This window comes from Parafrankia colletiae, assembly GCF_001854655.1.
GTDB lineage: Bacteria > Actinomycetota > Actinomycetes > Frankiales > Frankiaceae > Parafrankia > Parafrankia colletiae.
This window is the reverse complement of the sequence record NZ_MBLM01000162.1, coordinates 1-19,525: the sequence shown is the minus strand read 5'-3', so window position 1 is coordinate 19,525 and position 19,525 is coordinate 1. Positions and strand designations below refer to the sequence as shown.

19 protein-coding genes and 1 pseudogene are annotated in these 19,525 nt (G+C 70.3%); 16 read left to right on the top strand and 4 right to left on the bottom strand.

The features are described from left to right. Positions 1-31 precede the first annotated feature (31 nt). The 4 genes from fxlM (at position 32) to CC117_RS29895 (ending at position 5,525) form a co-directional block, all read left to right on the top strand. Positions 32-2,122 (top strand): methyltransferase, FxLD system, encoded by a 2,091-nt coding sequence (fxlM, locus tag CC117_RS29910; RefSeq protein WP_071090501.1) that lies wholly within the window; start codon positions 32-34, stop codon positions 2,120-2,122. A gap of 2 nt (positions 2,123-2,124) precedes the next feature. Further along, positions 2,125-3,237 carry a hypothetical protein gene (locus tag CC117_RS29905; protein WP_071090498.1) on the top strand — a complete coding sequence of 371 codons (1,113 nt, stop codon included), beginning with the start codon at positions 2,125-2,127 and terminating at the stop codon, positions 3,235-3,237. A gap of 84 nt (positions 3,238-3,321) precedes the next feature. Then, positions 3,322-5,016: a hypothetical protein gene (locus CC117_RS39525; protein WP_241830552.1), complete on the top strand. Its 1,695-nt coding sequence runs from the start codon at positions 3,322-3,324 to the stop codon at positions 5,014-5,016. Beyond that, positions 5,013-5,525, top strand: a complete 513-nt coding sequence (locus tag CC117_RS29895; RefSeq protein ID WP_071090496.1) for a hypothetical protein — start codon at positions 5,013-5,015, stop codon at positions 5,523-5,525. Before CC117_RS39525 ends, CC117_RS29895 begins: the two co-directional genes overlap by 4 nt. Before the next feature lie 67 nt (positions 5,526-5,592). Here CC117_RS29895 and CC117_RS29890 read toward each other — a convergent pair whose 3' ends face one another. Both CC117_RS29890 and CC117_RS29885 read right to left on the bottom strand, forming a co-directional pair. Then, positions 5,593-5,907 carry a hypothetical protein gene (locus CC117_RS29890; protein WP_198542037.1) on the bottom strand — a complete coding sequence of 105 codons (315 nt, stop codon included), beginning with the start codon at positions 5,905-5,907 and terminating at the stop codon, positions 5,593-5,595. A gap of 270 nt (positions 5,908-6,177) precedes the next feature. Next, positions 6,178-6,765 (bottom strand): hypothetical protein, encoded by a 588-nt coding sequence (locus tag CC117_RS29885; RefSeq protein ID WP_071090493.1) that lies wholly within the window; start codon positions 6,763-6,765, stop codon positions 6,178-6,180. Between the two features lie 583 nt (positions 6,766-7,348). Here CC117_RS29885 and CC117_RS29880 point away from each other — a divergent pair. From CC117_RS29880 to CC117_RS29835, 10 genes are all read left to right on the top strand, one after another. Beyond that, positions 7,349-8,260: a radical SAM protein gene (locus CC117_RS29880; protein WP_241830550.1), complete on the top strand. Its 912-nt coding sequence runs from the start codon at positions 7,349-7,351 to the stop codon at positions 8,258-8,260. Then, a complete protein-coding gene (locus CC117_RS29875) occupies positions 8,253-9,041 on the top strand; it encodes a hypothetical protein (protein ID WP_071090488.1) in 789 nt (262 codons plus the stop codon). The genes CC117_RS29880 and CC117_RS29875 overlap by 8 nt, the downstream gene beginning before the upstream one ends. Further along, positions 9,041-9,655 carry an AAA family ATPase gene (locus CC117_RS29870; protein WP_071090485.1) on the top strand — a complete coding sequence of 205 codons (615 nt, stop codon included), beginning with the start codon at positions 9,041-9,043 and terminating at the stop codon, positions 9,653-9,655. Before CC117_RS29875 ends, CC117_RS29870 begins: the two co-directional genes overlap by 1 nt. 35 nt (positions 9,656-9,690) lie before the next feature. After that, positions 9,691-10,134, top strand: coding sequence for an NUDIX hydrolase (locus CC117_RS35485; protein ID WP_084133023.1), 444 nt, complete (start codon positions 9,691-9,693; stop codon positions 10,132-10,134). A gap of 169 nt (positions 10,135-10,303) precedes the next feature. Then, positions 10,304-11,335, top strand: coding sequence for a Gfo/Idh/MocA family protein (locus CC117_RS29860; RefSeq protein ID WP_071090479.1), 1,032 nt, complete (start codon positions 10,304-10,306; stop codon positions 11,333-11,335). After that, entirely contained in the window at positions 11,332-12,447 is a 1,116-nt protein-coding gene (locus CC117_RS29855) for a DegT/DnrJ/EryC1/StrS family aminotransferase (protein WP_071090478.1), read from the top strand. Before CC117_RS29860 ends, CC117_RS29855 begins: the two co-directional genes overlap by 4 nt. After that, positions 12,444-13,043 carry an NUDIX hydrolase gene (locus CC117_RS29850; protein WP_084133022.1) on the top strand — a complete coding sequence of 200 codons (600 nt, stop codon included), beginning with the start codon at positions 12,444-12,446 and terminating at the stop codon, positions 13,041-13,043. The genes CC117_RS29855 and CC117_RS29850 overlap by 4 nt, the downstream gene beginning before the upstream one ends. Continuing rightward, positions 13,040-13,738 carry a PIG-L deacetylase family protein gene (locus tag CC117_RS29845; protein WP_084133021.1) on the top strand — a complete coding sequence of 233 codons (699 nt, stop codon included), beginning with the start codon at positions 13,040-13,042 and terminating at the stop codon, positions 13,736-13,738. The genes CC117_RS29850 and CC117_RS29845 overlap by 4 nt, the downstream gene beginning before the upstream one ends. After that, on the top strand, positions 13,735-15,333 hold the full coding sequence (locus CC117_RS29840) for a glycosyltransferase family 2 protein (protein ID WP_071090469.1): 1,599 nt from the start codon (positions 13,735-13,737) through the stop codon (positions 15,331-15,333). The genes CC117_RS29845 and CC117_RS29840 overlap by 4 nt, the downstream gene beginning before the upstream one ends. A gap of 7 nt (positions 15,334-15,340) precedes the next feature. Next, a complete protein-coding gene (locus CC117_RS29835) occupies positions 15,341-16,627 on the top strand; it encodes a glycosyltransferase family 2 protein (RefSeq protein WP_071090465.1) in 1,287 nt (428 codons plus the stop codon). A 14-nt stretch (positions 16,628-16,641) separates the two neighbouring features. Here CC117_RS29835 and CC117_RS29830 read toward each other — a convergent pair whose 3' ends face one another. Further along, positions 16,642-17,688, bottom strand: coding sequence for a phosphotransferase enzyme family protein (locus CC117_RS29830; RefSeq protein ID WP_084133019.1), 1,047 nt, complete (start codon positions 17,686-17,688; stop codon positions 16,642-16,644). Positions 17,689-17,766: 78 nt separating this feature from the next. Between CC117_RS29830 and CC117_RS29825 the strand changes: the two genes are divergently transcribed. Both CC117_RS29825 and CC117_RS29820 read left to right on the top strand, forming a co-directional pair. Next, the gene (locus CC117_RS29825; protein ID WP_071090462.1) at positions 17,767-18,468 is read left to right on the top strand and encodes an AAA family ATPase; all 702 of its coding nucleotides are present in this window, start codon (positions 17,767-17,769) and stop codon (positions 18,466-18,468) included. Next, positions 18,465-19,289, top strand: coding sequence for an HAD family hydrolase (locus CC117_RS29820; protein WP_241830549.1), 825 nt, complete (start codon positions 18,465-18,467; stop codon positions 19,287-19,289). The genes CC117_RS29825 and CC117_RS29820 overlap by 4 nt, the downstream gene beginning before the upstream one ends. 79 nt (positions 19,290-19,368) lie before the next feature. Here the strand turns inward: CC117_RS29820 and CC117_RS36815 are convergent. Next, a pseudogene (locus tag CC117_RS36815) lies at positions 19,369-19,525 on the bottom strand (IS110 family transposase); the annotation flags it as partial.

Below are 19,525 nucleotides of genomic sequence, written 5' to 3'. Positions count from 1 at the left end.
ACCGCTCGCCCTGCCCGGGAGGAAACCCACCGTGACGGCCACTGCCGGCTGGCGCCAGTACAACATCGACTTCGCCGACCGTCTCACGGCCGACTTCGTCGCCGCCCAGGAGCTGTACCCAGCTCTGGCTGCGGCGCAGGACRCCGGCGAGCTGCACGGCTGGTGGTACCTGCGCAAACAGCCGTGGAAGCTGCGCTACCGCTCCGACGACCCGGATGGCACAACCATCGCTGACCTCCTGGACAGCCTGACCGGCGACGGCCGTATCCGCGGCTGGACCCAGGGCATCTATGAACCCGAAACAACGGCATTCGGCGGCGAGCAGGCGATGGATATCGCCCACCATCTCTTCCACGCCGACAGCCGGCACCTGCTCGCCCGCGCCGCGCAACCCACCCCGCCGGCCCTCGGTCAGCGCGAGATCACGGTCCTGCTGTGCAGCGCCCTGCTCCGCGCCGCCGAGCTGGACATCTACGAACAGGGCGACGTCTGGGCCAAGGTCGCCGATCTGCGTCCCGCATCGTCCCGGCCTATCGAGCCGGACCGAGCCGCCCAGCTGGCACAGGCCATGCACCGTCTCATGACCATCGACATCCACCCCCACAACCACCACACCGCCGGCCCGCTGCGCGACTACGAAACGTGGATCGCCGCCTTCGAAGACGCGGGCCAGCAGCTGGCGCAGCTGGCCCGAGCCGGACAGCTTCAGCGTGGGCTACGCGCCGTCCTCGCTCATCACGTCGTCTTCCACGCGAACAGGGCTGGGCTGACCACCGCCGACCAGGCCGTGCTCGCCTCGCTGGCCCAAGACGTCGTCTTCACCGCCACACACGACGGCGCCGACGTCCCCGCGAAGATCCTCCCCACCACTACGATCGACGAGGTGACTACGATTAGTGACAGTTCTGCGGTTTCGGCCGATCAGCTGCGCGAGGAGCTCACGGACCGCCTGGTCCAGCACGACGTGATCCGGACCGCCGCCATCGAGGCTGCGTTCCGGGAGGTCCCGCGGCATCTGTTCCTGCCCGACGTGCCGGTGGAGCGCGCCTACGCCAACGACGCGGTCTACACCAAGCACGACGCGGCGGGTGTGTCCATCAGCGCGGCGTCCCAGCCCGGGACCGTGGCCATGATGCTCCACCAACTCGACGCCCACCCCGGCGACAGGGTCCTGGAGATCGGAGCTGGCACCGGCTACAACGCGGCGCTCATCGGCGCGATCGTCGGCGAAACCGGCCAGGTGACCACCATCGACGTCGATCTCGACCTCGTCGCAGGCGCCCGCGCGCACCTCGCCGCCGCCGGCATCACCGGCGTCGAGGTTCTCCTCGGCGACGGCGCCCTTGGACATCCGGCCGGCGGCCCCTACGACCGGATCATCGCGACCGTCAGCGCCTTCGAGACACCCACCGCTTGGCTGGACCAAGTCGCCCCCGGCGGCCGGCTCATCCTGCCGCTGCGGCTACGCGGCACGAACTCCCGCAGCATCGTCTTCCACCGCGCCGCCGACGGCTGGCACAGCCTCGACAGCCAGCAGACCGTCTTCATGCCGCTGCGTGGACTCGGTGACGACGCCCGCCGCATCGTCCCTCTCACCGTCGAGAAGGACGTGACTTTGCAGGTCCACAAGGACCAGAACGTCGACGGCCCCGGCCTGGCCGGCGTGTTGGACACCGGGCACCACGAGGAGTGGACCGGGGTCTTCTTCCCACCGGAGGTCTCCCTGGAGTGGATGGACCTGTGGCTGTGCCTCACCCTCGACAACGCCCTCATGCGGATGAACGTCGACTCCCGGGCCGTTGACCGGGGCCAGGTCACCCCGATGTACCCGTGGGGGTCGATGGCCACCACCCGCGACGCCGATCTGGCCTACCTCGTCATCCGCCCTGCCCCGCCAACCCCTGACGGCGGACGGCTGTTCGAGGTCGGTGTCCGCGGCCATGGGCCTACCGGCGCCCACCTGGCGCGGCAGGTCGCCGAGGAGATCCGCACCTGGGACAGGATCTATCGTGCTCGCACGGTCCGCTTCGAGATCCCCGACACACCACCGGACGCCGACTCCGCCGCCGGCCGGTTCGTCCTCGACCVCCTGACGCACCCCATCACCGTCATCTGGGAGTAGCCGTGGACCCCGCGGGCCCGACCGCGCGCCGCTTCCCCCTGGTGCCCCGCCCGCGGCCCGCATGCTCTACGCTCGATGCCCGTGTCGGCGAGCTGTGCGCCCTCGCCGACACGGCGCAGCGAACCGGCGATCGGGCCACCGCCTCCGTCGTGTTCAACCAGGCTGCCCTGCTCGCCTCGGACGTCGGCCTGCCTGACCTCGCACGCGCCTGGTGTCACCGCCACGTCGAACTTCACCTGGGCAGGCAAGCCTTGACCGCCCAGGCCGCGCGCTACGCCCTCGAACCCCTCGTCAACCTCGCGCGCCTTCACATTCGCGCTGGCGCCGGTGACGCCGCCGCGCGACTTCTCGACAGCCTCTACCAGGCCGTCAGTACGCGTACCGACGTCGTCCTGGACGACGTCGGGGTGCCCGCCGCCAGGCTCCCCGCGACCGTCGACGACCACGCGAAGCTCTGCCAATGGCTCTGGACGGTGCTGCTCGCCGACGGCGTCCGCGCTCGTACAACCGCCGGTCGCTGGCACGATGCCCTCGCCTTCCTACGCCGCCACAAGGGGGTCGGTCAGCGCATGTTCGACGGCCGCCAAGTCGCCATCATCGCGAGCGCCATCGCCGGTGACTGGGCGGACGCCCAGGCCCTCCTCAACGCCACGGCCTGCACCGAACCCTGGGAAACAGCGGTGAGCGATTGCCTCACGGTGCTGTGCCGACCCGCCGAAGATGTAGCCGCCCCGGCCGTTGCCACCACGATGCTTGACCATTGCGGCCGGCTCGATCACAGCGCCTTGCCCGTGGCTTTCCGCGTCCGCGTCTGCCTCACAGCTCTCGACGCCGCCCGTCATGTCCACGACGTCGATCCGCGACCGTTGACCCGCTCGATGATCCACCAGGTGCTGGAGGCCGGGGACGGCTACGCCGCACGAGACCTGTTACAGGCACCGTCTGCCCGCGAATACCTCGATGCGTGTCAGGCCCGCGACCTTACCGGCCTGGTGAGCACCTGTGGCCTGGAGAGCGGTGTCATTCCTGCACATCTTCGTGCCGATCTGTCTACCGCGCTGGACAGGAGCACAGCAGTGCTCGCGGGYACGGTCGCCGTACCGCTCGGCCCGTGACATACCGACTTACTGCGAGAATCGTCCGCGTCGCGGGCAACTGGAAGATCGACCAGTCGGGTCCGAGAGATAGAGGGTGTTGTCATGACGAGGGCGAGCCAGCGATCGGAGCAGGACGAACTGCGGACGCGGATGCGCGCAGTCGGCATGTCCCACGACGAGATCGCGGTCGAGTTCGCCCGCCGCTACAAGCTGCGTCCCCGCGCCGCCCATCGCCATGCCCGCGGCTGGACCCAGACACAAGCCGCGAACCACATCAACGCCCACTCCGCCCACGCCGGCCTCGACCCGGACGGCGCTGCCCCCATGACCGGCCCGAAGCTGTCGGAACTGGAGAACTGGCCGCTGCCGAACAACCGACGCCGGCCCACCCCCCAGCTTCTCGCGCTACTCGCCGAGGTCTACGGCACCAGCATCCACGGTTTGATCGACCTTGACGACCGCGAGCATTTCGGCCCCGCCGACCTRCTCCTCATCGACAAGACGTCGAAAACCGCACGGCCGCAGCCGGTAGAACTGTCGGGACAGACGAGGCGCCAGAGCGACAGAACCGATGCCGGCGCCATGGTGGAGCCCACCGCCGCCCGGGGAACTCGATCGCTGGTGGAACTGTGCACGAGTCCCATCGGCCGCCTTTCCGAGGAAACGACAGGTCCCATGACGTGGGAAACGGTACCGACGACGGAGGCGGTGGATAAGATCGCCAGAGATGATCTCTCCCTTGATCGCCGCGAGGCGGCGCGCGCGATGGCGGACGTGATCGTCGGCGCTGCTCTGCTTGAGGGGGCGGAGCGCTGGCTGAATACCATCGAGCCGCCCGCCGGGCAGCGTCGCACCGCTGGCGTCGGCGATGAGGAGATCGAGCAGATTGAGCTGGCCGCGCGAACCTTCCGGGCCTGGGACAACCAGTTCGGCGGTGGCCTTCGACGGAAGGCGGTCGTGGGTCAGCTCGCTGAGATCGCGGATGAGCTTCGCGACTTCTCGCATCCACAGAATCTGACCCGGCGGCTGCACGGTGTGATGGCCGATCTTGCTGAGACTGCCGCGACGATGTCCTGGGACTCGGGGCAGGGAGGGATAGCGCAGCGCTACTACCTGCTCGCTCTTCGATCAGCGAAGGCGGCGGACGATCCCGTGTTCTGCGCGAACATCCTCGCTGGCATGGCGAGGCAGCAGTTCTATCTCGGCCGGACGATCGAAGGACTTGAGCTCGTTCGACTCGCGCAGGACGTCGCCGGCGCTCGGGCGACCCCGGCGGTGCGTGCGATGCTGTTCACGCGCGAGGCATGGGCCTACGCCCAGCAAGGTCGGCTCTCCGCCTTCCAACGTGCGACAGGCCGGGCGCAGGACGCCTTCCGCGACGTCGACCCGGCCGTTGAACCGCACTGGATCTCTTACTTCGACCAAGCGGAACTGGCCGGCGTCACCGGAGGTCGTCTCCTCGACATCGCGCACCAGGCGCCCGAGTATGCCGACGAGGCAGCCACCTGGTTGAGCCAGGCCGTCCGGGCTCGGGGCGTCGGCAGCGTCCGCAGTACCGCTCTTGATCAGCTCGGGCACGCCGAGATCAGACTGGTACAGGGCGAATTCGACGAGGCAGCACGGCTGGGTCACGCCGCCGTGACAACGGTCGAGCAGACCCGGTCCAGCCGCGTCCGAGTCAAACTAGGCCAGTTCTATCGGCACGCCGAAACCAGAACATCCGCCCGCCCCATCGCCGAGCTGTGCGGGAGGATCAAACCCATGCTGCGCGCCGAAGACGCGGCGGCCCGGATATGAGACGTGAGGAAGGTCAGGACTTGATCCGCATCGGTGTCACCGGCCACATGGACCTCACCCCCGCGACCGTCCCCCTCGTCCGGGCCGCTCTCACTGCGGCTCTCCTGCCGTACGCGCCAGACCTGACTGGCGTCAGCTGCATCGCGGCCGGCTCCGACAGCATCTTCGCCGACGTCGTCCTGGAAATCGGCGGCACACTCGAAGTGATCATCCCTGCCGCCGACTACCGCGCGAGGAAGGTCAAATCCGACCACGCCCATCTGTTCGACGACCTCGTCCGTCGGGCCGCCACCGTGCGGGTCCTGCCGCACGAGGTCTCCGATCGGGCAGCTTACGAGGCCGCGAACGAGGCGCTCCTCGACACCGTCGATCTACTCATGGCGGTCTGGGACGGCCAGGCTGCCGCGGACCGGGGCGGCACAGCCGCCGTCGTCGCTCGTGCCCAAGCGAGCGAACGCGCCGTCCAGGTCATCTGGCCAACCGGGGCAGCGCGACAGCGACAACGGTAATCCTGGCTTTGCTCGGACAAGCGGACCAGCGCCGAGCACGGCGAAGACCTCGGCTGGCTTCGTCTGATCAGCTGCTGGTGACATGCGAGCAGACCCCGCGTTGCTCGTAGCCTCCGGGAACATTGGCGCCGATCGCGGCCCAGAACGGCTGGGAGGAACGGAAATGGCCGCCGAGGGTGTGCCAGGACAGGCCGGGATACTCGGCCCGCAGGGCGGCGAGGCCGAGGCTGGCCAACCCGCACCGCTGGTAAGGCTCCAGGGTGTAAGGCTGCTCCACCCCGCCCAGCCGGCAGCGGCGGCAGACCTGGTAGTCGACGGCGAACGCCTGCTGGCCGTGTAGGTTCGCTGCCCGCTCACGCCAGCCGGATCGTTCACCCGACACAGTGTCCTGCCAGGGCGCGTCGACCCGACGCGCGGCCAGCTGGCACGGTGGCCGAACCGCCCACGGCTGAGCCAGCGGACAGCATCGCGCCAGGGCTCCCGTCCGGACACGCGGCCGACCACGCGAGCCTGAGCGGCCAGATGCCGGGCGGCCTCGCGGTCGCCGGTCATGCGCCCTATCCGACCACAGGGCGGGCACCCCCTCACGTCCCTTCGCCAAGGTTGCTGTAGCGGGGCGAGAAGAGTGGTCGACGGTCGCAGATCGCCGGCCTTACCGTGAATCATGCGTTGGCGGCGAAGGACCAAGCCCGAGCGCCACGGACCCTCCGCCGGCGACGAGACCCGCCCGCCGGGCGCCACGCGGGAACAGCATGCTGAGGCGATCCGGGACGCGTTGCGCGCCGCAGAGTGTGCCGAACGCGGCGAGCGGCATGGCGGGTTCGTCGTCGAATCCCAGGAGAAGCACGAGGCACTTCTCGTGCGCTGCGTCACCGACGACGACGTTCTCGACCGTTCTGGTGAGGAACAGCGCTACCGGCATGTCCTGGCCGCCGCCGGGTTCGGTGTGGTGAGCGGTGTCGAGGACGATGGCGGGCTGTGGGTCTGGCCGGTCGGGGTTCGACCGGTAGTGCCCCGGCCGTCGCCGCGGGAGTTGGCCGAGGGCTGGCTGCGCACCCTGACGATCACTGGCGAACCAGGCATGACGCCAGCGCGGGCGATGGAGCTGATCGCGCAGGTCAACCAGCCGCGCACACTCGGGGCGCGGATGCGTACCCCGTTGCCCCTGGATGACGTGCAGATCCTGGAGGACACACTGGCCTGGCACGCCGAGGTGCGCACCCGTGAGGTTGGGCTGCATCTGCTGCTGGAGGGCCTGCTGATCGGCTGGCCGACGCGACCGGACAGGAGCGTGCCGCGATCGTGCAACGCCTGGCCTTGGCGGTCGAGAACTTGCTGCCTTCGGATGCCGGCTCCTCAGCTGGTTGAACGGGTAAGTGGGGCCGGAACACGTGCGAGGGCGGGGCCGTCTCCCGCTGGTGTAATCACGGCGGGACCGCGGCGCGTGTCTGGCCCGAGCGGAGTCAGCCGAACGAATCAGCGGGTTCGAGCCGAAGAAATACGCCCCCGCCACTGCCGTCGCCGCAGGTCAGTGGCGCTGTACGGACCCGAAGCGGATGTTCGTTTCCCGGGGAATGACGGGTGTGCGGCCGGTTGGGAAGCTGAGGGCGTTCAGCGTCGGCGCGTCAGCTTGCCGTCACGATGGCGGTGGTCGGCTGGCTCGGTCGTCGAGGCCCTACGTCGAGAAGGACCTGATGATCGTCAATTCTCCGTCCCCACCTGCTGCGGATACCGTGACGAGGCCCGGCGGCCATGAGATCTGCGCACGGGCGGATGAGCCTGTCGTCTTCACCGATGGGCACCATTTCCGGCTGAGGGCTCCGATGGATCTGGACGCGGTCGCCACTGCGGCTGCGGGACCGTTGTCGGTGATCCTTCAGGTCACGAAGCGGTGCAATTTCGACTGCTCGTTCTGTTCCGAGACGCTCCAAGAACCGGACCCCTCGCTGGCCGCGTTGGAGCGGATGCGGGACAACCTGGCCGGGGTGCCCCGGGTGTTTTTGTCCGGTGGCGAGCCGTTGCTGCGCCGGGACTTCGTCGACATCGTCGACATGTTCGCGGGGACCGTGATCGGTGTGCCGACCAACGCGACCCGCGGCCTTCAGCAGGCGGCACGCCTGTCCAGCAAGGTTGCGTTCGTGAACGTCGGGTTGGAAGGGCCGCGGGCGACGACGAACCGGGTCCGGGGGGACTACGACGCGGTGATGGCCGGGGTGCGGGCGTTCCAGGACGCGGGGCTGCCGTTGTCGCTGTCGGCGGTCGTCTACCGCTCGACGGTGGCCGCGTTGCCGTTCACCTACCAGATTGCCGATCTGCTGGACGCCGGGAAGCTCAAGCTGATCTTGCCGTTGAAGAAGGGGAACGCGCTCGACCTCGCCGACAACGAGTTCCTCAGCCTGGAGGAGGCCACAGCGACGTTCGACCGGCTGGCTGAGTTGCGGACGGTGCACGACTGGCGGCCAGCGCTGCGGCTGACGGCGTGGACCCCGGACACCGAAGGCCACATGATCGTGGTCGGGCCGTCGGGGCAGGCCAGTGCCTGGCCGGTCTACGACGCCCCCGACCTACTCGAACCGCTGGGTAACCTGCTCGACGAGTCGATCGGCGCGATCTGGGCGCGGTACCGGTTCAGGCGCAACCACTACGCCAAATACCTGGGGCGGTCGATCCGCGCCCTCACCCGCGCCGAGCGACCGCCGGCCGAGCGTCCTGTGCTGCGGATCAGCCATGCGTGAGGCGACGAATCTGGGCTGGGCCGGCACGCCGTTCGGCGCCGAGCGGCGGCCGTTCGCCGAACGCACCCCGTTGTTGGCCGCGTTCACCGTCCTGTGCGATGCCGCGACGCCGGCGGCCATGGGAGCGGTGTATCTGCGGCTGCCGCGGGGCCGCACCCTGGCGGTGACCGAGGCGACGTTGCGGTTCGGCTTCCATGCCGTCGCGGCCGAGGAGCCGGCGGAAACCCCGACTGTTGCTGCCAGGCTCGATGCTCTGCTGGTGCAGGCCCGGCGCCGGGCGGCGATCCTCGCCGGCCACCGGTTTGCCGACGACCTGGCAAGGCTCGCCGCTGCCAGCGAACCCACGCGGGGAATCACCGCTCTCGCCGCCRCCTGGCCGGACCCGACCGCGCAGCCCGGTCTCGCCCGGCTCCACGACACGGCACACGGCCCCACACCGGCCGCGTTGCACGAGGTGTGCGTCGCCGTCCACCTCCACGGCCTGCCCCCCGACCCGAACCTGACCGCCGTTCCTGCCCCGGCAGCGCACATGACTTCCGCGGGTACCCCGCAGATCCTTCAGCGGGTCCTCGTTCGCGCCCTGGGGATCGCGCTCGTCGCGGCGCGCAGCACCGGCTGCTACCACTGGGACAAGCTCGATCTCGACACCGTCGTCGAGGCCGCCGCCTGGGACCAGACGACAGCGACTCCTATGACGACTCCCTCGACACGGCCCTCGTCTCGCCACGCGGAACGGGCCAGCCGCGGCGACCAGATGTCGGCCGCGGAAGGAGCCCGCTGATGCTGCGCAACTGCCGCGTCGTCGCCGTCGAGGGCACCCACGCCTCCGGGAAGACCACCCTCACCCACGCCCTCGCCGCCTACTACCGGGAACGCGGGGTGCACGTTGCCTGCGTCCCCGAGCCGGCGCGCAACAGCCCGTTCATCGAGGAAATTGTCGTGCACGGCGTCGGCGAGTTCGATCTGGAGACCGAGGTCGACCTCTTCGCGGCCCAGCTGTCCAGCCTGCTGCGCACCGCACGCCAACACACCATGGTCGTCGCGGACAAGACGATCGCGAACGTCCTCGCCTACGCCTGGCTCGTCCTACCCGGCGGCCCGGAAGGACCCCACGTCCCCGTGCTGCACGCCATGGAGACGTTCTGCCGGGCCTTGGCACCCGTCTACGACGCGGTGTTCTACTGCACCGACAAGTTCGACCAGCACCAGATCGGCGACCCCTACCGCTCCAAAGTCCTCGACATTCAACCCGCCGCCGACCGGGTCGTCCGCAGCATCTGCGCAACAGTCGGACAGCAGATCTTCGACATCCCGCCGAACATGTCCACGAGCGCACGGGTCGGCTGGATCGYCGAGCAGCTGACCCTCCTTGGGCTCGACCCGACCAGCCGCTGACCACCTCAGCGCACCCTGGGGAGCGCACTGCCACCATGCCGTACCGCAGCATCATCGACGTCATGCTCCTGCTCGTCCGAAATGACACAGTTCTGCTTGCTTTGCGGGCTGGTACCGGTTTCGCGGATAACTGGTGGAATGTTCCGTCGGGCAAGCTGGAGGAAGGAGAGGACGTCGCCACCGCCGTGTGTCGTGAGGCCCGCGAGGAGGTCGGCCTTGACATCGATCCTGCGTCGCTGATCCTTGCTTCGACGGTGCATTTCCGGAATGCCCTCGGGGAAGGGCGCCTCGGCCTGTTCTTCCGGCCTGAAAACTGGCAGGGTGAACCTGTCAACGCCGAGCCACATAAGTGCGCCGAGATCCGCTGGTTCCCCCTCGACAATATCCCGGGCAACACTTATCCTTATACCCGYGTTGGCGTGGACCTTTACCGGAGTCGGGGAAATTTCGCGGCGTCCGGATGGCAGGCTGAAAGTTAAGAATGGCTCCCACCCCTCGGGCTAGGAAAATCTAGCTTCTCATCGTCGCGGGCGCCAGAGTCGAAAATGACCTCGCTTTGCCTCCTTCGTTGCAGCCGTCGCCTGCGCCTGCCCATTTTCCCTTGCCGACCTACGTCGTGTTTCCTCGGAGTGAGAAGGATGAGCATTCATGCCCCTGGTGCAGACAGAACGTGCCGGTCGTTCGTCGGATGCGGACCGGGCGGAGGTGAGGGTCGCGGTCGTCGGGGCCGGTGAGCAGGCCGTCTCGCACCTGCTTCCTGCGTTGTTGCCTCTTGACGGTGTCCGGCTGAGCGCCTTGGTCGATGCGGATGACACCGTCGTCGACCGGGTCGGGGACCGGTTCGGGGTGCCGTACCGGTTCGGGTCCGTCGAGGCGTTGTTCGGTGAGGTCGCCGTGGACGCCGTGGTCGCGGCCTGCCCGCCGCAGGCGCACGAGGAGATCGCCCAGGCGGCGGTCGAGCGCGGTGTTCCGGTGTTCCTGGAGAAGCCGCCCGCGGTCTCCACCGAGCGTCTTGGGCAGCTCGTGGAGGCGGCCGAAGCGCGGGGGGTGACGACGGGTGTTGGGATGAACATGCGTTACGCCGGTCCCTACCTGCGGATTCGTGAGTTGTTGGCGCGGCCGGAGGTCGGTGTACCGGTGTCGGTGACGGTGCGGCATGTGGCCAGCAAGCCGCGGGGGTCGCTGTGGGGCCTGCCGCCGTTGCGCAGTTTCCTGCTCGCGCAGGCGATCCATCCGGTCGACCTGCTGTTGAACCTGATCGGCCCGGCGACGGAGGTGGAAACCGCGTGCCTGCACAACGGGACGGACACCCTGATCTCGGTGCAGGCCCAGTCCGTGTCGGGGGYGGTGGGCAACGTGCTGACGGGGACGTACGCGCCGCGGTTCGAGAGCCGGGTGGAGATCCTGACCGATGCCGGTGTCGGGATCACGTTGACGGGGTTGGCGGAGCTGACGGTGACGGGGCTGCCGGCCGCGGAGGCGGCGGGCGGGTCGCGCGGCTGGTCGCAGCAGTGGCGTCCCAGCCCGTTGGACACCGGCTTCGAGCGGACCGGTTTCCAGCACGAGCTGCGCGCCTTTCTGACCGCTGCGGCTTCGGGAGCGCCGTTCGCGCCGGGGCTGGCCGACCTGCTGCCGACTTTCGAGCTGCTCGACCTGGTGGAGCAAAGGGCAGCCGCGTGACCCCGAAAACGGTCGACACCGCGCATCCCCTGCTCGACGAGACGGATACGGCGGAGGTCTTGGCGGCGCTGTCGAGCGGGGACCTGTCCGGCACGGCGCCGGTCGTCGCCGTCTACGAGAGGGCCCTTGCGGACAGGTTCGGCGTGCACCGGGCGGTGGCGTGCTCGTCAGGGACCGCCGCGGTCCACCTGTCGTTGCTGGCCGCCGACGTCGGCGCCGGGGACGAGGTGATCGTGCCAGCGACCGCGCCGGTGATGACCGCGATGCCGGTCCTGGCCGTGGGCGCCCGTCCGATCTTCGCCGACGTCACTGACAGCGCGTCATTCGCGTTGAGCCTGTCGGACGTGCGGGGCCGCCTCACCTCCCGCACACGGGCGATCGTCTCGGTAGCGATGTGGGGCTACCCGGCCGACGGCGAGGCGCTGGCGGCGCTGTGCACCCGGCGCGGCCTCACCCTGATCGAAGACGCCGCGCAGGCGCACGGCACCCGGACCGGCAGCCGGCTTGTGGGGACCCGCGGGCACCTCGGCGCCTTCAGCACCCACCTACGCAAGCTCATCACCACCGGCGAGGGCGGGTTCCTGCTCACCGACGACGAAACCACCGCGGACCGGCTGGTCGCGTTACGCAATGCCGGGAAGGCCGCCACAGGTGGGCAGTTCGGCCGTAGCTTCGGCCTGAACTTCAAACTGCCGGCGATGTCGGCAGCTCTCGGACTGCGCCAGCTCGCCCGCCTCGATCAACGGGTGACCGCACGGCGGACCATCCGGGACCGTCTTGCCGCCGCGCTGGAGTCCATGGACGGGGTGAAGCCGTTCCCGGTCCGCGACGGCACCCCGAACGGGTATGCCACGCTCCTACTCGCCGACGACGCCCACCTGGCGGTCGTACTCGCCGAGGAGCTGGCCCAGGCCGGGTTCGTCTCCGACCCGCGCCGCTACGGCTACCGGCCCCTGTACGACTACGACGCGTTCGCCGACGTTCCTGCCGACGCCTGCCCGAACGCCGCGCAGCTGTGTTCCCGGCTGGTCAGCCTGCCCTGCCACGAAGGTGTGACCCCGGCCGACGAGCAGCGCATGATCGACATCGCGCGTCAGGTGGTCGGAGCATGACGGGGCCCACGGGAGTGCGTCACGCGACGGCCAGCGTGTTTCTCCTTCGCCGGCCTGTACCCGGCGGGCCCTGGGCACTCGGCCTGATCCGTCATCCCCGCTTCGAGCGGTGGATGCTGCCCGGTGGCCATGTCGAGCCAGCCGAGAACCCTGCCCAGGCTGCGCTGCGCGAACTCGCCGAGGAAACCGGCCACAGCGCGACGCTGGCCGCCCCACCGCATCGTCTCCCTTTGCCGTGGGGCTTCGGCGCCGGCGGGGAGGCGAGCATGGCGATGCCGTGGTGGATCGTGGAAGAACCCGTCCCGGCCGACCGGCATCCCGCACCCCACATCCATGTGGATCATCTTTACGTCTGCGTCGTCGGCGTGGACGCGCCGCGCGACCCCGAGGAAGGTCGGCCTGCGCTGCGGTGGTTCGTCGCCGAGGATCTCGGCGGGCTGGACATGTTCGACGGCACCCGCCGGCTCGCCGGCGACGTCCTGACCCGGTCCTCGGGCGGCCAACTGGATGTGGCCGGTGACACCCTGTCCGGACAGGGCAGCCGACGTGACCGCACGCGCCGGTTCTGGACGCCGCTCGGGCGGGTGGCGCGATGAGCCGGGTCCTTGTGGTCGCTCCGCATCCCGACGACGAGGTGCTCGGCTGTGGCGGCAGCATCGCGCTGCACCGCCGGGCGGGGCGCACCGTCGGCGTGCTCTATCTGACCTCCGGGGAGCACGCGAGCCCGACCGTGCCGCCAGAGGAGCTCGGGCCGATCCGGGAGACCGAAGCAGTCGCCGCAACCGGTGTTCTGGGTGTGCCCGCGGACGCACTGACCTGGCTGCGGTTCCCCGACGGCGGGCTGGACAGCCGCGACCCCGGCCAGCTCGGTGCCGTCATGGCAGTCCTGCGCCGGTTCCGGCCCACGCTGCTCTACCTACCGCATCCCGGCGACGGGTCGTTCGACCACCGGGAAGCCGCCGCGCTGTGTCTGCGGGCGGCGGGGATGGCGGGCAGCGCGAACTTTCCTGAGTGGGGCGGGCGGCCATGGTGGGTGCCGACGATCCTGGGCTACGAGGTGTGGAGCCCGATCGTCGACCCGGCCTACACCGAGGACATCACCGACGCCCTCGACGTCAAGGTCGCGGCGTTGGGCTGCTACCGGTCCCAGACCCAGGCGGCCAAAGGCGCCAGGCAGGCCGACTACATCGGTGAACCGGCCCGCTACCTGGCTGGCTACCGCGGTGCGATGGCCGGCGGCGGGTTCCGGGAAGCGTTCTCCGTGCACCGCCTCGGAACGGCCTCCCCGTGAATCCCCAACCCCAACCCCGGCCTCGACGCCGGCGGCGCGCGTGGACGTGGCTGTGCTGGGCCGCCGCAGCAGCCACCACGGCCCGTGGCCTGCACGGGACCGCGAACACGGTCTCCTCGCTGCGCTGGCTGCGCACGGCCAGCTCCGACCGCTCGGACCTGGTGCCGTCTGGGCAGGCACGGCCGTTCTTCGTCATCGTCCTTCCTATGCTGCGGGAGCAGACGCTGATCGCCGACACGGTCAGCCTGTTCAGCCGGATGGCAGCCGACTACGGCCCCGCCTGCGTCGTGGTGGTAACCACGGCCCGCGAAGAGGCTGAGCGCGACGGGGCCGCCGCCCGCCTGCCGGACCTCGCTGCGGCCCTCGCGGCGGGCACACCCGCCGACCGGCTAAGCCGAACCTTCCGGTCAGTGCTGCCAGCCGCCCAGCTGGCGACCCTGGCCGAGACCTGCCGCGGGTCCACCGCCGCCGACTGCGCCGCCACCCTCCAGGCCATGTTCGAGGCGCAGCCGACCACCAGCCAGCTCGCCGCCGACCTCGCCCGCGACTATCCCTCGGTGCGCCACCTGCACTACCCCGACCCGCAGGGCACAATGGGCGACCAGGTCAATCACGCGGCCCGCGTCGAACTCGACCGGCTCGCGGCCGACGGCGCGGACACGACGCTGGTGTACCTCGCCCAGTACACCGCCGACTCCCGCCCCGACCCCGACACGCTCACCGTCGCGGCCCGCCGCATCGGCGACCTGCACCAGGCGACCGGGCAGCCGCCGCGGGTGCTGCAACAGTCCGCGCTGTTCCTCGCCAACCTGCCCACGTTCCCTACCGGGCCGGCCGGGCGGTACCTCACCGGCGCGGCATTGCTCCAGTCGCGGTGGAGCCTGGCCCACGAGATCCCCACCTGGCGCCACCACCGCCGCCCACCCGCCACCCGAACCAGTCGATCGTTCCGTTGGCCGCGTTACGCCCACTGCACCGGGCACGGTCTGTTCCTGCACGCCGAGACGTTCCTGCGCTGGGGTGGGCTGCCCACCCGCACGATGAACGAGGACCTCGCGCTGGGATTCCTGGCCTCGGCCGCCGGCGTGGCGATCGACCCGATCCCCGCCGTGGAATGGGCCGACAGCCCGACCACACCAGCCGAGGTCATCCGGCAGAAACGGCAGTGGTTCTGGTCCTACGTCGACTACCCGACCCTGCTGCGTCTCGCCGCCACCGGCCTACCCGGCGAACGCACCGCGCCGGGCGGGATACGTGGGCTGCTCGCCGCCCAGGGCCTCGGCCGCGGGGCGATCTGGCTGGCGACCTCACCCACCCTCGCCGCGACCCTCAGCCTTCCGCTGGCCACACGCCGCCCGGCCGCCGGCCTGCTTGGCGCGRCAGCGGCGACCGGGATCTACCTCGCGCCCGCCTACCTGATCGTCGAGGAGCTACGCCGTCGCGGCCTGCGCCCCGACCGCCTGCACATGGGCGAGGTCGCCGGGCTACTCGCCGCCTACCTCACCCACAGCACCGGCCCCTGGTGGTGTCTCGCCAACGGCGCGCATCGCGCCGCCACCGGCCACCGCTATGTCCACGACAAGACCGAACGGTGAACCACCCATGACCCTCACCAGCGACACAGCGACGCTCGACCGTCTCGTCACCGATCTGACGGCCACCCCGCCGAGCCTCACCACCGTGGCGGACAGCCATCGCACCCGGCGCGGCGTGTCCGCCCTGCTCACCACCTACAACCGCTGCCCGTTCGACCCGGCCGCCGACCGGCTGCGCGACAACCCACTGACCTGGGCGCTGGACACCCTGCTCGCCCAAGCCGGCGACACCCTCGCCGAGATCGTCGTCGTGGACGACGGCTCCACCGACCACACCGGTGACGTCCTCGACCACTACACCGCGCTGCCGGGCGACGTTCCTGTCCGTCCGGTGCGGCTGGCCGGGAACGCCGGGATGACCGTCGGCCGCAACATCGCCGTCGAGGCGGCCTCCTGCGACTGGCTGCTGTTCGGCGACGACGACTGCCTGTTCAGCCCGCACTACGCCGCCGGCGCCGCCCACACCCTCACCCGGCTCCGCGACCACGACCCCGCGGCCGGGCTGGTCATGCTGCCGTTCTACTACCGCGCCCTACGCCCCCGTGACATCGTCGACCAGAACGAGATCGGCCAGCTCGACATCACCACCGCCCACTTCTCCACTCGGTTCCACGCCTTCCCCGCCCCCTACCTCGACGGACCGGCACCCCGGCTCGACACGGAAAGCGGCCTGCTCGCCCCGCTGCCGGTCCGACTCGTCGGCGGCACCTTCCTCGCCGACCGCACACTGCTGGCCCGCGCCGGCGGGTTCGCCGACCAGACCCCGTGGCGCAGCGCCTACGCCGAAGCCCTACACCTGTCCGCCGACCTCACCCACGCCGGCGTCAGCATGTACTTCACACCCGACCCGCGGCTGTCCGCCCCCCACCTGAAATTCGGCGCCGCGGGCCGGTTCCCTCTATATCCCGACGACCTGGACACCGTCGTGCCCGTCCTCGACCGGCCGTTCGCCGACCTCGTCGCCCTGTCGAGCGTGCCGCGGACGAACACCGGCGCACGGGTCCCCGACCGCCGGCTCCTCACCGAAATGGTCGGTTCCTTCTTCGCGTTCTTCGTCGCCCGCAGCCCAGCCGGCGGCCGTGCCTGGGCGACCCGCATGCACCGCGAACTCGTCATCGAGGCAACCGTGCACTCCCTGACCGTCACCCGCCCACCGAACCTGGCGGAACGGCGTGCGGCGTGGCACGACGGACTGACCAGCGGTGGACGAGCCGCCAGCGACAGCGCGGTCGACGTCCAAGCCGTGCTCGACGACGTCACCCGCGCCGTCGACGAGCCCCGCATCCTTCTGTGATCGCGCCCGGCCTCTCAGCCGCGCGCCAGTGCCGTCAGCACCTGCTCGTAGTTCTGGGTCCACCAGACCACCAGCGCCGCCGCCCCGGGAAACAGATGGTCACAGGACTGGTCGCCGCGCAGATACCGCCACTCCAGCATCCAGAAGTCGTGCAGACGCTCCCACCACAACCGCCACACCGCCTCGGCAAGATCCTCCACCGGCAGGGGGAACACCTGTCGATAGCCGGCGACGAACCTTCCCGCCCGGTCCAGGTCCAGGCCACGCTCGTCACCGAACCCGAACAGCAGCGTCGCCGCGCGGACCACCTCCGCGGCCAGCGGCCCGGTCGACAGCCGGTCCCAGTCCAGGATCGCCACGACCGTCCCTGCGTCGTCGTAGAGCAGGTTCAACGCGTGGAAGTCCCCATGGAGGTGGCCGCCGGCTCTCGGCCGGCCGGCCGGAGGCTGCCGGTCGGCCAGCTCGACGAGCATCGTGCGGCGTTCCACCAGCGCCCTCGCGGCCAGCTCGTCGAAGGCGTCCCGCGACCGCGGTGGCGGGAGACGCCGGAGAAGCGTCTCGATCAGCTCCTGCGCGGATGTCGGGTCCGCCGCCGGCTTCCATGCCACACCCTGCGCCGGCGGCAAGAGGTCTCCCAGCGCCTGATGCACCCTGCCGAGCAGCTCACCCAGCTCGCCGCACTGACCCTCGGTCAGCTCCAGACCAGTCCGATGCCGCCCGGTGATCCAGGGGTAGACCGCGAAGCGGCCCTGCGTGGTGCACACCAGCCGGGCGCCGTCCGCAGTCGCCATCGCCGCCGGGACCGGAAGGCCACTCGCCGCCAGTCGGCTGGTGACCTCCTGCTGGAAACCGATCTGCGCCCGGTCGATGTCCAGGAACTGCTTGACGAAGAACACCCCCGTCGACGTGGTGACCTGCCAGTTGCGGTTCATCAGTCCCTCGGCCAGATACCGCACTCCGGCCAGCGCCCCGACTGGCCAGAACCGCAACACCGACAGCGGCAGCTCCGGGCCGCTGCCCCGGCCCACCTCGACGTGTCCGGTCTCCGCGGTCACCGCCATGGCCGTCCTCACAATTGTCGGTCCCTCTGGCTACGGTCCGCACCGTACACCGGCCCTCACCCCGCCCCGGAGACACTCATGACACCGCCATCCCCGCCTCCCACCCGCCCGCAGCTGGTCGCCCTCGAAGGCGGGTGCTTCACCGGCAAGACGACGCTGGCAACCGTGCTGGCCAGCCAGCTCGACGCCACCGCCGTCCCCGAGTACGCCGACCTCGCACCGCTGCCGCCCTACCCACCCCGCACCCTCGACGACGTCCACGCCGGCCTCGACCACCTGAGCCGCCTGGAACAACAACGCGCCGACCTCGCTCGGCGCCTCCGCACCAACCTCGTGCTGTTCGACCGCAGTCCCCTGTCCTGCATCGCCTACCAGCAGGCCATCGCCCACCTCGGCATCCCCGCCGACCCCCACTACGCCGCAGGCATCTTCACCCACGCCGTACACGCCGGCACAACCCTGCCCCCCGACCGCTACCTGTACCTGCGCCTGCCCCGCGAGACCGTCCTTGCCCGGCAACGCCACCGCGGCCCGGTACAACCCCACCTCGTCGACCCACGCTTCACCACCGCCAACGACCACGCCAGCCTGCGCTACCTCGACATGCTGCCCGACGACCGGCGCCTCATCCTCAACGCCGACCTGCCCATCAGCCAGCTCGCCGCCACCGCCGCGGCCTTCCTCGCCACAACGCCGGCCTCACCAGTCCCGGTCGCCTGGACCCGCATGCTCGACACCCCCCACGGCCAGCCGCGCACACCGGCTCCGCACCCCGCATGAGCCACGTCCCACCGGAACGACGGCCGCCCGCACCTCCCGACGCCGTCGTGTTCGACTGCGACGGAACCCTCGTCGACACCGAGATCTGCTGGAACCGCGCCTACACCGCCCTGTTCCACCACCACGGCCGCACGTTCACCGCCACCGATCACGCCACCCTCATCGGCCAGCCCATGCCCGTCGTCGGCCGTCTGCTCGCCACCATCCTCGGCTTCCCCACCCACCACAGCACCCGCCTCGCCGACGACATCCTCGACCTCGCCCTCGCCGAACTCGCCACCGGCGCCCCCGCCCGTCCCGGCGCCATCCACCTCGTCCGCGCCCTCGCTGACCGCGGCTACCGCCTCGCCGTCGCCTCCAGCGCCCCCCGCACCCTCGTACACCAACACCTCACCGCCACCAGGCTCACCGACGCCTTCCCCGTCGTCCTGTGCGCCGAAGACACCGACCAACCCAAACCCCACCCCGACATCTACCTCCAAGCCTGCACCCGACTCGGCGCCGCACCGGCCCGCAGCATCGCCATCGAGGACTCACCCCCAGGAGTCCTCGCCGCCCGCACCGCCGGCATGTACGTCATCGGCGTCCCCGTACACCCAGACATCACCCTGGCCGCGCACCTGACCGCCACCGACCTCAACGCTCCACACCTGCGCACCGCCCTCGGTGTCCCGACAGGCGAGACCCCTGCCTGCCCCGTGGAAAACGCCCCCATGCCGCGTGGCCCGGCGTGCTGCCCGCAGGAGGCAACCCACACCGGCCAGAGAAAGCCGCAGCAGCCTCTCTGGGCGGCCGATGACCGGGCAAGCGGATTGCCGTGACAGCCCGCGCAGATGGGCCTGCCGCCGACGATGATCCCGACGGAACGAGTTCACGCGGGGGGGTGTCTCTATGGCGTTGTCAAGCGGCGCGGGCCGGCTCAGGTGCGGGATTGGTAGCGGGCGGCTGGTAGTGCTTGCGGTCGCGGATCATGGCGTAGAGGACGTCGACGCGGCGGCGGGCGAGGCAGATCAGGGTGGCGTTGTGCCGTTTGCCCTCGGTGCGTTTGCGGTCGTAG

Excerpts from the sequence above, each read along its gene's own strand:
- CC117_RS29895 (WP_071090496.1), top strand. The coding sequence starts at position 5,013 with ATGAGACGTGAGGAAGGTCAGGACTTGATCCGCATCGGTGTCACCGGC.
- CC117_RS29885 (WP_071090493.1), bottom strand. The coding sequence starts at position 6,765 with ATGCAGCCCAACCTCACGGGTGCGCACCTCGGCGTGCCAGGCCAGTGT.
- CC117_RS29880 (WP_241830550.1), top strand. The coding sequence starts at position 7,349 with ATGGATCTGGACGCGGTCGCCACTGCGGCTGCGGGACCGTTGTCGGTG.
- CC117_RS29850 (WP_084133022.1), top strand. The coding sequence starts at position 12,444 with ATGACGGGGCCCACGGGAGTGCGTCACGCGACGGCCAGCGTGTTTCTC.
- CC117_RS29845 (WP_084133021.1), top strand. The coding sequence starts at position 13,040 with ATGAGCCGGGTCCTTGTGGTCGCTCCGCATCCCGACGACGAGGTGCTC.
- CC117_RS29835 (WP_071090465.1), top strand. The coding sequence starts at position 15,341 with ATGACCCTCACCAGCGACACAGCGACGCTCGACCGTCTCGTCACCGAT.
- CC117_RS29830 (WP_084133019.1), bottom strand. The coding sequence starts at position 17,688 with ATGGCGGTGACCGCGGAGACCGGACACGTCGAGGTGGGCCGGGGCAGC.
- CC117_RS29825 (WP_071090462.1), top strand. The coding sequence starts at position 17,767 with ATGACACCGCCATCCCCGCCTCCCACCCGCCCGCAGCTGGTCGCCCTC.
- CC117_RS29820 (WP_241830549.1), top strand. The coding sequence starts at position 18,465 with ATGAGCCACGTCCCACCGGAACGACGGCCGCCCGCACCTCCCGACGCC.